The following is a 14547-nucleotide window of genomic DNA, read 5'->3' on the forward strand; positions in this document are numbered from 1 at the left end:
CCGGTGGTACTTGCATGTAGCGGCGACTCTGCTTCGACCTCGACATCGACTGCCAACCCAACGGCCACATCGCGGCCGGCCGCCGCCCAGCCGACGCCGAAGTCGATGAGCTGGGACAAAGAGCCGCCGATGACAATCGACCCGAACAAGCGCTACACCGCCACCGTCCAATTGGCGAAGTCGGACAACGCGAAGTTCGTCATCGAGCTCTATGCCAAGGAGGCCCCCCACACCGTCAACAGCTTCGTCTTCCTTGCCCGGCAGGGGTACTACAACGGCGTGACATTCCATCGCGTCCTCGCCAACTTCATGGCCCAGACCGGCGACCCCACCGGCACGGGATCGGGCGGGCCGGGTTACACATTCCAGAATGAGTTCTCGCCCATCCGCCGCCACGAAGGCCCCGGCATCATCTCCATGGCCAACGCCGGCCTGCGGAACGGCCAGGCGACCAACGGCAGCCAGTTCTTCATCACCTTCACAGACACGGGCTACCTGGACGGCCTCAACCCGGACGGCAGCGCCAAGGACTGCGGGGCATCGCGGGTCTCCTGCCACACGGTCTTCGGCAAGGTAATTGAAGGGATGGACGTGGTCAACGCTATCACGCTCCGCGACCCCGCAACCGCCCGCACTCCCGGCGACGCGATCCGGTCGATCACCATCAAGGAAGAGTAAGAGCGAGAAGCTCTAAGGGATAAACGCATCAGGGGCGTCCGTTTCACGGACGCCCCTTCGTTTTCTGTAGCCCTCGCGATTTATCGCGACTGGGTCGCCCACAGGCGAACAGGGAGATCAATACGGTCGCGATGAATCGCGCGGGCCACGGCACATCTCGCTGACACTACTGCAATGCCCTCAGCTTCTTCTGGGTCAGCATGATCGCGACTGACATCGCCAGCACGATGCCCGCGATGATCCCGATAGCCAGCCTGTCGCCCAGCAGGTCTATCGCAAGGCTCATCGGCAGCATGCCAAGAGGCATCAACCCCCAGTTTAGCATCCACACGCTGACAACCCTCCCCCGGAACTGTTCGTCGGAATTCTCCATGACAAGCGCCAGGTTTATCGCCTTGTGACCGGCGTCGCTGAGGCCGAGCGCGAGCATGATCACCGCAGCCACGTAATAGATGGGAATCAGCGCTATTAGCAGCATTGAGATGCCTGCGGCGAAGCCTCCCATGATGAGGAGGAGCCCCCGGTTCTTCCGGCCAATGGCAGCAACGCCGATTGAACCGGCAAGGGAGCCGAGGCCCAGTATGCTGAGCAACAGGCCAAGTGAGCCCGATTCGCGGTGGTAAACGTCCACTACGAACACAGGCAGCAAGAACCGGAACGGCATGATTAGCATCACCGTGCTCAGGCCAACTCCAAGAAGCACTAGAACAATCGGCGTGCGGCGAATATACGACATCCCTGCCTTGATGTCCGCCATCATCGCGTTCTTTGGCTTGAGCCGGGCAGCGGTCGCGGGGATGGATGCCGTCAACACCATCGCAATCAGCATTGTCAGGCCGATGAGCATGAAGACGTGGCCCGGTCCGATAACCGCGTACAGAACGCCTGCCATCGCCGGCGCCGCGAATGTCATCGCGCTCATCGCCGCGGCGGTCATCGCCACCGCGTTCCCGAGCCGGTCCTTCCCAACGAGCTCGGGGATAATCGACTGCCGGGCGGGTGCGACGAATGAGAACATCGCCCCTTGCAGCGCCGAGGCGATGAGGATGTGCCACCACTGCACGGTCCCGGTGTAGACCAGGACGGCCACCGCGACGGCGATCACCATGATCGCGCCCTGTCCGGCCTGGATAAGCCGCTTGCGGTCCAGCCTGTCAGCGAGTGCGCCGCCGAAGAGGGAGAGGAAGAGCATGGGCAGGGCGGAAGCGGCGTTGACCACGCCAAGCAGGAATGCCGAGTCCGTCATATCGTAGACCAGGTAACTGCGGACCAACTGCTGCGACTGCACACCCGCCATCATGAAAAGAGTGCCCAGCCACAGGCGCTGAAAGCTCTTCTCTCCCAGGGAAACAAAGGTCTGCCGCCAGGGAAGCGAGCTGGTGTGCCTTGGAGGAGCTGTCCGCCTCGGGGCTGCTTGGCCGCTGGACCGCACGGACGGCTGGGGTGCGGAGTGGGGACCGGTCGCTGAGGGCAGGCTGCTAGGGGACGGTTCCGGGTTCGTTCCAGGTTCTGGAGGCATTTTTGTAGAGCCGGCAAATAAAAGGGGTCCGGGCTATGAGCGCGCTCATCCCGAAGGCAGGCGCTCATAGGTGTTTCAACCCGGACCCGGTTCGAACTGTGCTGTCCTTGATGATACCACACGGGTGCCGGTGATGATAGCATTGTAGTGGCTTCGGACAAACACTTCCCCGGACGGGGAAAGGCTTGCAGAGAGGACCTCGTGGGAAACACTTTCGGACGCGCCTTCAGAATAACCACATGGGGAGAGTCGCACGGCGACGCCGTCGGCGTCGTCGTGGACGGCTGCCCCCCGCGCGTGCCTCTGAGCGTCGAGGACATCCAGCCGGACATGGACCGCCGAAGGCCCGGCCAGAGCCGCATCGTCACGCAGCGCAAGGAGGAGGACCGGATCGAGATCCTCTCCGGGGTTTTCGACGGCATGACTCTAGGCACGCCCATCATGCTCGGCGTCTGGAACACCGACCAGCGGTCGAAGGACTACGACCACATGCGCACGAAGTTCCGGCCGTCTCACGCCGACTTCACCTACCAGGCAAAGTACGGCGTTCGCAACTGGAAGGGCGGCGGCCGCTCCAGCGCCCGCGAGACCATCGGGCGCGTGGCCGCCGGCGCCATCGCAAAGAAGATCCTCAAGGCCGAGTACGGCGTTGAAATCGTCGGCTACGTGAAGCAGGTCTGGCAAATCAAGGCCGATATCGACCCGGACAAGGTTACCCTGGACCAGGTGGAGGCGAACATCGTGCGCTGCCCGGACGCCGGTGTCGCCGAGCGCATGATTGAGCGCATTGAAGAGGCGCGCAAGGATGGCGATTCTCTCGGCGGGGTAGTGGAGTGCGTCGCGCGGGGCGTGCCGGCGGGACTCGGCGAGCCTGTCTTCGACAAGCTGGAGGCAGACCTGGCCAAGGGGATGCTCTCGCTCCCGGCGTGCAAGGGCTTCGAGTCGGGGTCCGGCTTCGGAGGAACGCTCCTGACCGGCTCAGAGCATAACGACCCGTTCTATAACGATTCCGGCCGCATTCGCACGCGCACAAACAACTCCGGCGGCATTCAAGGCGGCATCACCAACGGCGAGAATATAATCATCCGCGCCGCCTTCAAGCCGACGGCAACGATCATGCGCACGCAGGAGACCGTGGACGAGACCGGCGCGCCGGCGGAGATCGCTGGGCGCGGCCGCCACGACCCATGCGTACTGCCGCGCGCGGTGGTGATGGTGGAGGCGATGATGGCGCTGGTGCTGGTGGACCACGCCCTCAGGCAGCGAGGCCAGGTGGGAGGCTGGGACCCGGGGAGGCGATTGCCGGGGTAGCGGCGAGGAATTCTGACTGAATGCCCGAGGCGGTCCACTAGCCCTGCACGGCGTAATCGAGCGCGCGCGGGTTCTCCATTCGCTTCGACGCATCTAATATCTCAATGCCAACAACATTTCCGTCCTTGTCATAGTCGATTATGACGCCAGGCCGGTCCTCGTCGCTCTCATCAACGGGCGCGTTGCTAAGCAAGATTCTAAGCACGTCCACTTGCTGGTCGTAGGTGACTTTCAATGGTCCCTCCGGTACTTGCCTACCTGGCTAGTCTTGTACGCGGTAATGACCATGGGCGGGCTAACGTCACTGGCTACCACCACTCTGATCAAGTACATTTTACCGCCAAGCGGTGCGAACTTCGACTGGTAGACTTTTCTGCCGTCGTATGAGGCAACTATTTGTCCCGGTTCCCTTAGCACCTCATCCAGGATATTCCTGGATATGCCCCTTCGAGCCATTTCTTCCTTGGCATGCTCCGAAACCACAATGTCCATACACTCTATACCACCGGCGACTCGCCGCCGTCGATATTGATCGCGGTGCCTGTCAGGTAGCTTGCGCGCTCGGATGCGAGGAAGGCTATGACGTCGCCGGCCTCGCCCGCTTCTCCAACCCGTCCCAGCGGGACGCCGTCTACCCGGGCCATGCTGCGATAGAAGTCTTCCAACCCCAGCGAGGGCTCGTCGCGCCTCCGCTCCTGCCACGCCCGCTCGTGCTGGCCGCTCTTTACCAGGCCTATGCACACCGTGTTGACCAGTATGTTGTCCTTCGCAAGCTCGCGGGACATAGCCTTTGTCAGCGCTATGCCGGCTGCCCGGCTGACCGACGTCGGAACTGACCCCGCGCCCGGCGTTCGGCCGCCGATGCTGGTGACGTTGACTATCCGGCCCCACCTGTCGCGACGCATCAACGGTATGGCCCTTCGTGAACAGCGGATGGCCGCAAAGAGCTTCAGGTCGAGGTCGGCCTGCCACTCTGCGTCCGATTTCGACTCGAGCGGGCCTGCGTTGGACACACCGGCGTTATTGACGAGAATATCGACCCGCTTGAACTGGTCGATTACTCTGTCGAAAAGGCGGTCGATGTCTTCAGTCCTGGTCACGTCCGCCTGAACGGCGAGGACCTGTCCTCCGGCGGCGCGAATCTCAGAGGCTGCCCGCGCAAGGGCATCTTCCCTGCGGCCGCATATCACAACCGTTGCACCTTCGGCGGCCAGGCTGAGGCCGGCGGCCTTGCCGATTCCCTCGCTACCGCCGGTGACAACGGCTACTCTTCCTTTCAGGCCCAGTTCCATTACTTGCCCTCCGCGGCATACGCCTCGTCCAGGAGATCGGTCACGTAGCAAACGCGCACGCCCAGGCCACTCCGGTCCGCCCCGAGCTTTAGCTGCATCACGCAGCCCGGGTTGGCGGTGGCCACAACGTCGGCCCCGGTCTTGCTGACCGCCTCCATCCTGGAGTCCAGCACGCGCATAGACATCTCGTGCTCAGTCACGGTGTACGTCCCTCCGGCGCCGCAGCACACGCTGCTGCCGAGCTCAACCAGCTCCAGGCCGGGTATCGCCCTGAGCAGCGCCCTCGGCGCCGCGGTGACCCTCTGCGGGTTCGCGAGGTGACACGAGTCCTGGTACGTCACCTTTCGCTCAATGCGACCGGTCGGAGGGATGAGCGGGAGGGCGGCGAGAAACTCGTGGATGTCTTTCACAAGATCATAGAAGGCCCGGGCCTTCTCCGCGTAACCGGAGTCATCGGCAAGCAGGTGGCCGTACTCCTTCATCCTGGAGCCGCAGCCCGCGGACGCGACCACGACCGCGTCCACACCGGCAGAGAGAAAGGCGTCGATGTTCCTTCGGGCCATGTCGCGGGCCTGCTCCAGGTCCCCTGTGTGCGAGTGAATAGCCCCGCAACAGCCCTGGCCGCGGGTGACCTGGACCTCACAGCCGTTCCGCGTCAGCACCCGGATAGCGGCATTCATCTGCGGGCCGTGCACCAGCGGCATAACGCAGCCGGCCAAAACTGCGATGCGCGCCCGAAGCGGGCCTATGGCTGGAATAACCTGTCCCTTCGCCTCCAGCCGCTCGGCCGGGACCTCCGGCGCCGTGCCCTCAAGCGCCGCCAGGCCGGGCGCGATGGCAGAGAGGACCTTCGTCCTGCGTACGAGTGATTGGGCGCCGGTGCGCTGGTACATGCGCAGCCCGACGACGGCGAGCCCAAGCCGGGACTGTTTCGGCACAACCTGCTTCAGAACAATGTAGGTTGCGGCTTTCTCGAGGAGGCCCCGCTTGCGGTGCTTTTCTACCTGGGCCATCGTGGCCTCGATCAGGGTGCCGTATGGGACGCCGGAAGGACACGCGACCTCGCAGGCGCGGCACTGGATGCAAAGGTCCCAGTGCCTGACCGTTTCCGCCGTAATGCCTATACGCCGCTCGTTGACGGCCTTCATGAGGGCGATCCGGCCTCTCGGCGACTCAGTCTCAAGGCCGGTCTCGAGATAAGTGGGGCACGCCTGAAGGCAGAACCCGCAGTGCACGCACTTGTATAGCTCGGACTCCTTCGGGGCGTCCGGGCCGGAAAAGAATGGCCCGTTCGACCGGTCGGCGGCGGTTGGCTCAGAAGGCATCAAATTCCTCCGGCGAACCGGCCGAGGTTCAGCGAGCCGTTCGGATCGAACTGAGATTTCAGCCTTCGCATCGTCTCTATGGAGCTACCTACCTCTCCCCAAACGTCGAAAGACGCTTTCATCGAGGACGAGCACCGCTCAATCACCGCCGAGCCGCCCATGGCTGCTGCGGCGGCCCTGACCTGACTGGCTTTCCCGAAAGCCTGTACGTCGTCCATCGGGCCGCGCCAGAGTATTTGCACAGTGCCGTGCGCCGGGTGCGCCACCATCTCCGGCGCCACCGTTCCATCTGCGACGCTATGGATAAGCGCCGCGACATTGGAGGGGGTGACGCTGGCCCGCATCGCCAACGCAGGGGTGTCGCCGTCCCATCCGAAGTCAGACAGGCCCCGCCACAGTCCCGCCGCCGACTCACCTTCCATGGTCTCCAGCCCGGTGGCGCCTGCCGCCATCGCGTGGCGCGCGCACTCGTCCACCTGCCTCGCCAGCGCCGCGGGCCTCCCCCCCATCCGGACCGCCAGCCTTGTGCACGAGGGGCCGAAGCAAGTGATTGCCAGCGGCATCACCGCGCTCCTGAATACGGCGAGCCCCGCGCTGACGGCGTCATCGGCAGACGGGAAATCGACAATGAGCGTCGCCTCACGCACCGGCAAGGGCGTCAGCTTGAACGACACTTCTGCGATCACCCCGATGGTGCCGAGGCCGCCTATGTGCAGGCGGGACATGTCATACCCGCTGACGTTCTTGACCACCTGCCCGCCGCTCTTCGTGACCGTCCCATCCGCCTGCACGACCTTCATGCCGATAACGAGGTCGCGAGGGTGCAGGTACTGCCACTTGAGCGGGCCGGCCGTCCCAACGGCAAGTGTGCCGCCGACAGTAGCCAGCGTGGGCAGCGGCGGGTCGATAGCCACCATCTGGCCCTGGGCGGACAGCCTCTGCTGGAGCGCGGCGAAGGTGACACCCGCCTCAACAGTGGCTGTCAGGTCCGCGTGGTTGTGCGCGATCACCCTGTTCAGCCCGGTCATGTCCACCGCAACGTCGTACGCCCTGGGAGCATTTCCTATTGATAGCCGCGTCCGCCCGCCCGTGGGAGAAACGGCCAGCCCGTGTCGCTGCGCGGAGCCGAGCACCGCCGCAAGCTGATCGACGGTTGAAGGCCGTGTCACAACCGCCGGAGCCATTCGGTCAATCTCGTAAGGGGCGACTTCGTGACCGGCAGTAATCCCCCTCGCTTCCAGGTCGCTCTCGAATGTGGTAATTTCCCTTGTGGTCCGAACGCTCACTTGTACGCACCCGGCCCGGCCCGGCCCACTCCCGCCGCCTGCTCCAGGCGCGCGTGGCCGCCTCCCTTCGGAAAGACCTTGCCCGGGTTGAGCATGTCGTCGGTCACGAACGCGGGCTTGAGCATTGCCATTGCGGCCATATCTGCCTGTGAAAACATGAGCGGCATGTACTCCTGCTTCTCAAGGCCAATTCCGTGCTCACCGGACAGCACGCCGCCGTACTCTACGCAAATCTTGAGAATTTCCCCACCGGCGTAGAGGGCGCGGCGAAGCTCGTCAGGGTCCCTCTCATCGAAAAGCACCGAGGGGTGAAGATTCCCGTCGCCGGCGTGCAGCAGGTTAACTATCGGCAGGCGCACCTCGGCCGATACCTCGGCTATCCGTGTGAGGACCTCGACCAGCCGGGTGCGGGGAATTGTGCCGTCTACAAGGTAGTAGTTGGGCGCCAGTCTGCCGAGCGCTCCCAGAACGCCTTTGCGACCGGCCCACAGGCGGTCCCTCTGCGCCTGGTCGGTCGCAGCCCTTATCTCCATCGGGCCATACCTGCGGCAAATGCGCTCGATCTCTTCCGCCTCCTCTTCGACTGCTTCGCTAAGCCCGTCCACCTCCACCAGCAGCACAGCGCCCGCATCGGCAGGGTATCCGGCGTTCACGGCCGGCTCCACCGCCTTGATGCAAAGGTGGTCCATCATCTCGATCGCGGCCGGCACAATTCCCGCGCCGATGATGCCGGAAACCGCCTGGCTCGCTTGCTCGATCTCCCTGAACACCGCCAGGAGTGTCTTGACCGCCTCCGGCTTCCTGAGCAGGCGCACGGCAACCTTTGTAACTACGGCCAGCGTCCCTTCCGAACCCACTACGACACCGCGAAGGTCGTACCCGGGCTTCTCGCGAGTCTTGCCACCCAACCACAGCACAGACCCATCCGCGAGCACCACCTCCGTGCCGAGGATGTGGTTGGTTGTCACGCCGTACGCGAGGCAGTGAGGGCCGCCGGAGTTTTCTGCGACGTTGCCGCCGATGGTGCACGCCTTCTGACTGGATGGGTCCGGAGCGTAATAAAGGCCGTACTTTCCGGCTGCGTATGAAAGGTCCATGTTGACGACGCCCGGCTCAACAACTGCAACCATGTTCTCCGGGTCGATCTCAATGATCGCCTTCATCCGGGTCATGGCGAGCACAATCCCGCCGCGTTCCGCGACTGCGCCGCCACTGAGGCCGGTGCCAGCGCCGCGCGCGACGACAGGGACGCCGTGCTTTCGGGCGGTCTTCATCACAGCCGAGACCTGGTCGGTGTTCCCGGGAAGCACAACCGCGCGCGGCAGCGCACGGTCCACCGACCCGTCGTACTCGAAGACGATGACGTCTTCAGGGCGGTACAGGGCATACCGCTCTCCGACTACCGACGTCAGCTCGGTTACCAGCGCGTCCGGCTTGGCCATATCGGCCCCCTTACAAAGTAGCACCATAATATGAGATTGGCGCATAGCAGTACAGGGTTAGGCCGGCAGGGAGTTGTTTCTTTCCATAACCGGATATAAGCTTGTAGGAAACAACACTGGAGAAAAGATAGTGCGCGTTCTCATTACCGGCGGCGCCGGCTTTGTAGGCTCTCATATTGTCGACAGGCTGCTTGCCAGGAAGGACCAGGTGCTGGTCCTGGACAACCTCTCGAGCGGCAAGAAGTCCAACGTACCCTCGGGCGCTGACCTCGTTCAAATGGATATCACGGACCCGAAAGTGTACGACGCAATCGCGGCATTCAAGCCGGACCTGGTAACGCACTGCGCCGCCCAGGCTTCGGTGGTCGTGTCAATGGAGGACCCCATCCACGATGCGACGACGAACATTCTGGGCAGCATCAACATGCTGAACGCCTCCGTGAAGGCGGGCGTGCCGCAGTTCCTCTACATCAACACAGGCGGCGCGCTGTACGGCGACCCGGAGCGCAACCCGTGCCGCGAAGAAGACGCCATCCGCCCCATAAGCCCTTACGGACTGAGCAAGTGGACATTTGAGCAATACCTGCGCGTTCTTGCGCCGGAAACGATCACGGTGAAGGTCCTGCGGCTGGCGAACGTCTTCGGCCCGCGGCAGGACCCGAAGGGCGAGGCAGGCGTCATCGGCATATTTGGCCTCAGGATGCTCAAGGGCCAGCCCGTCACTATCTACGGCGACGGCGAGCAGACGCGCGACTTCATCTTCGTAACCGACGTCGCCCGGGCGCACGAGAAGGCCCAGCTTCACAATGGGCCGGTTACCGTCAACGTCAGCACAAACAAGGCCACATCCGTGAATGAGGTAACGAAGCTCCTGACGGCGGAGGCGGGCTACAAGCTAAAGCCCGGTTATGCCCCTGCGCGCCGCGGGGAGGTCAAGCGCATCGTGCTCGACAACACCCGTGCGAGGAAGCAGCTCGGCTGGGCGCCCGAAGTCTCGCTGAAGGACGGCCTGCGCCAGACTGTCGCCTGGCTCAAGTCCCAGGCATAATCGCTTCCGGCAGCGAGGCCGGACCGTGACCGAACTCCCGGGCGGCAGGTGTTCACCTGCCGCCCGTCCCATCTCCCTCTCTGCAATTGACCGCAGCCAAGGCCGTCAACTAGAATCGACTCACTTCAACCGAGTTGAGAAAATGGCAAAGTCACCCATTGAAAACGTCCTGCTGAACACCATCCGCGTCTTGCTCGTTATGGCGCTGCTTTCCCCACTGATAGTGATGACCGAGCCCTTCCCCAGCACCTTCTTCCCGTTCATTGTCGGCAAGGCCCTTTACTACCGGGCCCTGATCGAGATTGCCGTCGGAATCTGGTTAGTCCTGGTGTTACGGGACAGAACGTATATGCCTCCGAAGTCGTGGCTATTGCCGATTCTGGGCGGGTACGTGTTTATTGCGTTGCTGGCGTCTCTCCTCGGCGTGAGCATGCAGCGGAGCCTGTGGTCTACGTACGAGCGAATGCAAGGGTGGGTGGACCTGGCGCATTGGTACCTGTACGTAGTTGTTGCCGCTTCGGTGTTCCGGACCTGGCTGCCGTGGCGGATTGCTCTCAACTTCAACCTCGGTGTCAGCATAGTCATGGGGCTGCTGGGGCTGACGCAGTACTTCGACTTCGGCATATTGCCGTTCCTGAGGACCACGCAACGCCTGGAGATATCGCTTGGCAACCCGACGTATGTCGGCGGATACATGGCGGTGAATGTCCTTATTGCGCTTGGTTTTCTGGCGAGCTCGTTCTTCAAGGATAGGGTCGTCCAGGAGCCTGAGGCGACGACCGCCGGCCGCAGGAAGCGGGCTTCCGGGCCTGCCCGCAAGAAACCGGAGAGCGCTCCTCTCTTGAACGAGAACGTCATGCGCGCCTTCTGGATTTCCGCGCTGTTGATGGACCTCCTCATGCTCTACCTGAGCGGCACGCGCGGCGCATTCCTTGGGCTGGTTGCCGGACTGCTTTTCTTCATTGCAGGATATGCAGCGCTGGGCAGGGTCCGCGGTCTGAAGCTCGCGGCCTACGGCGCCCTAGGCTTCGTTGGAGCGCTCGCCCTTCTCCTGGTCGTAATCCGTGTCTCCGCCGGGTCCGGCGGGATAGACGGCACAACCGGCGTGCTCGAAAGGGTGGCTACGACTGGCCTGAACGACGAGAGCATGCAGGGCCGCATTCGTTCCGCCAAAGTTGGACTGCAGGGGTTTGCGGAGCGGCCGATACTCGGTTGGGGACCGGAGAACTTCACGATCGCCTACGACAGGCTGGTGCCCCTTGAGGTGGTGGCCGCCGCCACAGTCACTTTTGACCAGGCGCACAACAAGCTGATCGAGGAGTTGACCACGAAGGGCATTCTCGGCTTACTTGGGTACATGGCCTTCTGGGGGTACCTGGTCTTCATTGTAGTGAGGCGCACCAGGTCGCTTGAGAGCGGGGCGCAGGCTCTCGTGCTCTTTGCCGGAGCGGCACTGGTTGCCTACTTCGTTCAGAACCTCTTCCTGTTTGACAACGTCGGCACGGTCGCCCAGTTCTACCTGCTCGTGGCTTTTGTGGCTTTTGTGGACGGACTGTTCGCGCCACGGGAGGAGCCAGAGGGCGCCGCTGCGCCGGTGAGAAAGGGCGCCGCCGCAGATATACCTTTGCGCGGCCTCAAATTCCTTCAGACCGATGGCGGCCTGATGACGGGCGCCGGCATCATGGCGGTGCTCATTTTCGTCGCGTTCACTTTCTACACTCTGCGGCCCCTGGTTGCCTCCCAGACGGTGATCAAGCCGCTCGGCAGCTCGCGCCCATGGCCGGAGCGGCTTGCGCTGTTTGAGGAGTCGATCCACACGTTCCCAGAGCTTGGAAACTACCCGCGCCGGGTTATGCTTGAGCGGATGAGGGTGGAATGGGAGTCGATGTCTCAGACGGACGCGAGAGCAGCGCTGGACCTTGCTGAGAAGGAGGGCCGCCTGGGTATTGAAGCCGAACCGCAGGAGTGGCGGCTGCACAACTCGCTGGCGGGGCTCTATCAGGTAGCTTCGCTTTTCGATCCGACGGTCATCCCCAAATCCAGGGTCCTAGTGGAAGAGGCTGCTGCGCTTGCGCCGACGAGGATAGAGGTGCAGCTGCTGCTGATCGGCCAGTTCGTAGTAGAGGGCAACTTCGCGAGCGCGCGCGACATAATCGACAAGTACGTGGCGGAAACGCCTGCTGCGGAGCGCCATTTCAGGGGCATCCGGGAGCAAATAGACGAAATCGAGGCCGAGAGTGCGAAGACGCCCGCACCGGGATAATAGCGCGAAAAGAGAGGCGGTCCGTACGATCCGCCTCTCTTCGTCTGGTTAAACGACGGCTTTCGCCAGTGCTTCCTTGCGCTTGAGGAGCTTCTCGCCTATCGCCCCCAGCTCCTCCTCTGAGATGGACTCTTCGAACTCGGGGAACATCTCACCCTCTTCCTCTTCGATGTGGTGCTCCACGTTCTCCATGAGGACCGTGAACTTGGCGACGTAGTTCTCGTCGTCCGACTTCATGTTCTGCAGCTCGCCCATGAGCACATCAACAACGTGGTGCTCCTCATTCGCCTCTTTCACGAGCTCCTTGCCCTCTTTGCCTGTTGCCCTGGCGACTGCGGGATAGAAGATCTCTTCTTCGATCTGGGAGTGGACCATGAGCTCCCTGAACGCCTTCTCTGCAATACTCGCCCTGGTCTTGTACGCTGCATCGCCCGAGTTGCGGAAGTCTTTGAAAAGCCCCTTAACGGCCTTATGATCGGCCTTATGCAGTTCCAGTGCGTTCATTGGCGCCTCCTCCTCCAGTGTTACTACAACCGCCGCTGAGTGAAACGCCGTCTAAGTCGAGAGTAACGGTGGCTGCGAGCTCACGGCAATAAGCCGTCCGGACATCAAGATCTGGTCTTAAATAACTATCAGCCTCGCCGCTAAACGCACCGCCGCTGCCGTTCGGAGGGCGATTGCCTTCGGGGAAGGCGGTGGTCATAAGCCGGATGGACTAGACGATGCCGTTTTCCAGCTACACATTCGACCGTTGACACCCGTTTGGGGCGCGGCTATCCTTCCGTTAAGATGCTAACGCCTGTGCGCCAACGGGCGCGGGAGGGATTTATGAAGCTGTACCCTGTAATTCTCGCCGGTGGCTCGGGCACACGCCTGTGGCCCCTCTCCCGAGACCATTACCCGAAGCAGTTCCTTTCCCTAATGGGGGAGCGCAGCATGCTGCAGGAGACCGTCTGCCGCTTGGACGGCATGGAAAACGTCGCTCCCCCGATCATCGTATGCAACGAGGTCCACCAGTTTCTCCTTGCGGGGCAGCTCCGGGAAATCGATCGCAAGGGGCTGGCGTCGATAATCGAACCCTCCGGGCGCAATACCGCGCCCGCGCTTACCCTGGCCGCCCTGAAGCTGGCCGAAATCGTCAAGGACAAGGAAGAGGACCCGATTATCCTCGTGATGTCCGCGGACCATGTGATTACGGACCAACGCGTTTTTCATAACGTTGTCCGCGAAGGCGCAGCACACGCCGCCGCCGGCCGCCTCGTGACGTTTGGCGTGGTCCCGGACGCTGCGGTCACAGGCTACGGGTACATCCAGAAAGGCGCCGCCGCCGGCGCCCCTGCGACGAAGGCTGCTACTGCCGCCGGCGCCTCGTCATTAACTGCGAGGGAGCTGGCCGCATTTGTCGAGAAGCCGAACCTGGCGACAGCCGAGAAGTACGTCGCCTCTGGAGACTACCTGTGGAACAGCGGCATCTTCATGATGCGCGCTTCAGTGTGGCTTGCAGAGCTCAAAAAATACCGGCCCGACATTTCTGACGCGTGCGTAGCCGCCTATTCAGCCGGCAAGACCGACGGCGATTTCTTCCGACCGGGCAGGGAGCAATTCACCGAATGCCCCAGCGACTCAATCGACTACGCCGTAATGGAGAAAGCCGCAGCCGCCATCTACAGTCGTAACGGCAACGGCGCCTCTGGGGAGTCTCACGGGGCAACCGGGTGCGTAGTGGTGCCGATGGACGCCGGGTGGTCAGACATCGGCGCGTGGTCTGCACTTTGGGAAGAGCGGGGGCACGACGAGAACGGCAACGTCGTCCAGGGCGACGTTTATGCCCATTCTACGAAGAACTCTCTCCTGCTCTCACAGCACCGGCTGCTGGCAACAGTGGGCCTGGAGGATGTGGTGATCGTGGAGACCGGGGACGCCGTGCTGGTAGCGAAGAAGGACCGGGCCCAGGAAGTCAAGGAAATTGTCCAGAGACTCAAGAAGGACAGGCGTCCGGAATACGTGGTACACCGAAAGGTCCACCGCCCATGGGGGACGTACGAGGTCCTGGACAAGGGACCCGGGTTCCAGGTCAAACGCCTTACGATCAACGTGGGGGCCGCCATTTCGCTCCAGATGCACTATCACAGGTCTGAGCACTGGATCGTTGTGACGGGCACCGCGAAGGTGACGCGCGGCGACGAGGTATTCCTGTTGACGGAGGACCAGTCCGCGTATGCTTCCAAGGGGATGAAACACCGGCTGGAGAACCCCGGCAAGGTGCCCCTGGAGCTGATCGAGGTGGGCTCGGGTGCGTACCTTGGCGAGGACGACATCGTAAGGTTTGAGGACAACTACAACAGGAAGTGAGCAGTGAGCCCCGATGCAATCGGGGTTCAGA

13 protein-coding genes are annotated in these 14547 nt (G+C 62.6%); 5 read left to right on the plus strand and 8 right to left on the minus strand.

All coding sequences use genetic code 11. From position 1 onward, the window contains the following. Positions 1-105: 105 nt before the first annotated feature. Positions 106-678, plus strand: a complete 573-nt coding sequence (locus FJ319_03645; protein ID MBM3933386.1) for a peptidylprolyl isomerase — start codon at positions 106-108, stop codon at positions 676-678. A 166-nt stretch (positions 679-844) separates the two neighbouring features. On the opposite strand, the gene FJ319_03650 is transcribed toward FJ319_03645, so the two are convergent. Then, complete coding sequence (locus tag FJ319_03650) at positions 845-2197, minus strand: MFS transporter (GenBank protein ID MBM3933387.1); 1353 nt, start codon at positions 2195-2197, stop codon at positions 845-847. A 201-nt stretch (positions 2198-2398) separates the two neighbouring features. On the opposite strand from FJ319_03650, the gene aroC reads away from it, so the two are divergent. Next, positions 2399-3508, plus strand: coding sequence for a chorismate synthase (gene aroC / locus FJ319_03655; GenBank protein MBM3933388.1), 1110 nt, complete (start codon positions 2399-2401; stop codon positions 3506-3508). Positions 3509-3545: 37 nt separating this feature from the next. On the opposite strand, the gene FJ319_03660 is transcribed toward aroC, so the two are convergent. The 6 genes from FJ319_03660 to FJ319_03685 all read right to left on the minus strand — a co-directional run bounded on the left by FJ319_03660 (position 3546) and on the right by FJ319_03685 (position 8853). Continuing rightward, a complete protein-coding gene (locus tag FJ319_03660) occupies positions 3546-3743 on the minus strand; it encodes a DUF2283 domain-containing protein (GenBank protein ID MBM3933389.1) in 198 nt (65 codons plus the stop codon). Next, positions 3740-4000, minus strand: a complete 261-nt coding sequence (locus tag FJ319_03665) for a DUF4258 domain-containing protein (protein ID MBM3933390.1) — start codon at positions 3998-4000, stop codon at positions 3740-3742. Before FJ319_03665 ends, FJ319_03660 begins: the two co-directional genes overlap by 4 nt. A 5-nt stretch (positions 4001-4005) precedes the next feature. Continuing rightward, the gene (locus FJ319_03670) at positions 4006-4800 is read right to left on the minus strand and encodes an SDR family oxidoreductase (GenBank protein MBM3933391.1); all 795 of its coding nucleotides are present in this window, start codon (positions 4798-4800) and stop codon (positions 4006-4008) included. Further along, complete coding sequence (locus FJ319_03675) at positions 4800-6125, minus strand: 4Fe-4S dicluster domain-containing protein (protein MBM3933392.1); 1326 nt, start codon at positions 6123-6125, stop codon at positions 4800-4802. The genes FJ319_03670 and FJ319_03675 overlap by 1 nt, the downstream gene beginning before the upstream one ends. Beyond that, positions 6125-7309 carry an FAD-binding oxidoreductase gene (locus FJ319_03680; GenBank protein ID MBM3933393.1) on the minus strand — a complete coding sequence of 395 codons (1185 nt, stop codon included), beginning with the start codon at positions 7307-7309 and terminating at the stop codon, positions 6125-6127. The genes FJ319_03675 and FJ319_03680 overlap by 1 nt, the downstream gene beginning before the upstream one ends. Positions 7310-7407: 98 nt before the next feature. After that, a complete protein-coding gene (locus tag FJ319_03685) occupies positions 7408-8853 on the minus strand; it encodes an FAD-binding protein (protein MBM3933394.1) in 1446 nt (481 codons plus the stop codon). Positions 8854-8926: 73 nt separating this feature from the next. On the opposite strand from FJ319_03685, the gene FJ319_03690 reads away from it, so the two are divergent. Further along, positions 8927-9901 (plus strand): NAD-dependent epimerase/dehydratase family protein, encoded by a 975-nt coding sequence (locus FJ319_03690; protein MBM3933395.1) that lies wholly within the window; start codon positions 8927-8929, stop codon positions 9899-9901. A gap of 142 nt (positions 9902-10043) precedes the next feature. Continuing rightward, entirely contained in the window at positions 10044-12164 is a 2121-nt protein-coding gene (locus FJ319_03695) for an O-antigen ligase family protein (GenBank protein ID MBM3933396.1), read from the plus strand. Between the two features lie 48 nt (positions 12165-12212). Here the strand turns inward: FJ319_03695 and FJ319_03700 are convergent, their stop codons facing one another. Continuing rightward, a complete protein-coding gene (locus tag FJ319_03700; protein MBM3933397.1) occupies positions 12213-12668 on the minus strand; it encodes a hemerythrin domain-containing protein in 456 nt (151 codons plus the stop codon). 324 nt (positions 12669-12992) lie between these two features. On the opposite strand from FJ319_03700, the gene FJ319_03705 reads away from it, so the two are divergent. Continuing rightward, the gene (locus FJ319_03705) at positions 12993-14516 is read left to right on the plus strand and encodes a cupin domain-containing protein (protein ID MBM3933398.1); all 1524 of its coding nucleotides are present in this window, start codon (positions 12993-12995) and stop codon (positions 14514-14516) included. Positions 14517-14547 lie beyond the last annotated feature (31 nt).

It is taken from the genome of SAR202 cluster bacterium (assembly GCA_016872355.1).
Lineage (GTDB): Bacteria > Chloroflexota > Dehalococcoidia > Lucifugimonadales > VGZY01 > VGZY01.

Coding starts and splice junctions, on each gene's coding strand:
- FJ319_03645 (MBM3933386.1), top strand. CDS start 106: ATGAGCTGGGACAAAGAGCCGCCGATGACAATCGACCCGAACAAGCGC.
- FJ319_03650 (MBM3933387.1), bottom strand. CDS start 2,197: ATGCCTCCAGAACCTGGAACGAACCCGGAACCGTCCCCTAGCAGCCTG.
- FJ319_03665 (MBM3933390.1), bottom strand. CDS start 4,000: ATGGACATTGTGGTTTCGGAGCATGCCAAGGAAGAAATGGCTCGAAGG.
- FJ319_03670 (MBM3933391.1), bottom strand. CDS start 4,800: ATGGAACTGGGCCTGAAAGGAAGAGTAGCCGTTGTCACCGGCGGTAGC.
- FJ319_03675 (MBM3933392.1), bottom strand. CDS start 6,125: ATGCCTTCTGAGCCAACCGCCGCCGACCGGTCGAACGGGCCATTCTTT.
- FJ319_03680 (MBM3933393.1), bottom strand. CDS start 7,309: ATGGCTCCGGCGGTTGTGACACGGCCTTCAACCGTCGATCAGCTTGCG.
- FJ319_03685 (MBM3933394.1), bottom strand. CDS start 8,853: ATGGCCAAGCCGGACGCGCTGGTAACCGAGCTGACGTCGGTAGTCGGA.
- FJ319_03695 (MBM3933396.1), top strand. CDS start 10,044: ATGGCAAAGTCACCCATTGAAAACGTCCTGCTGAACACCATCCGCGTC.
- FJ319_03700 (MBM3933397.1), bottom strand. CDS start 12,668: ATGAACGCACTGGAACTGCATAAGGCCGATCATAAGGCCGTTAAGGGG.
- FJ319_03705 (MBM3933398.1), top strand. CDS start 12,993: ATGAAGCTGTACCCTGTAATTCTCGCCGGTGGCTCGGGCACACGCCTG.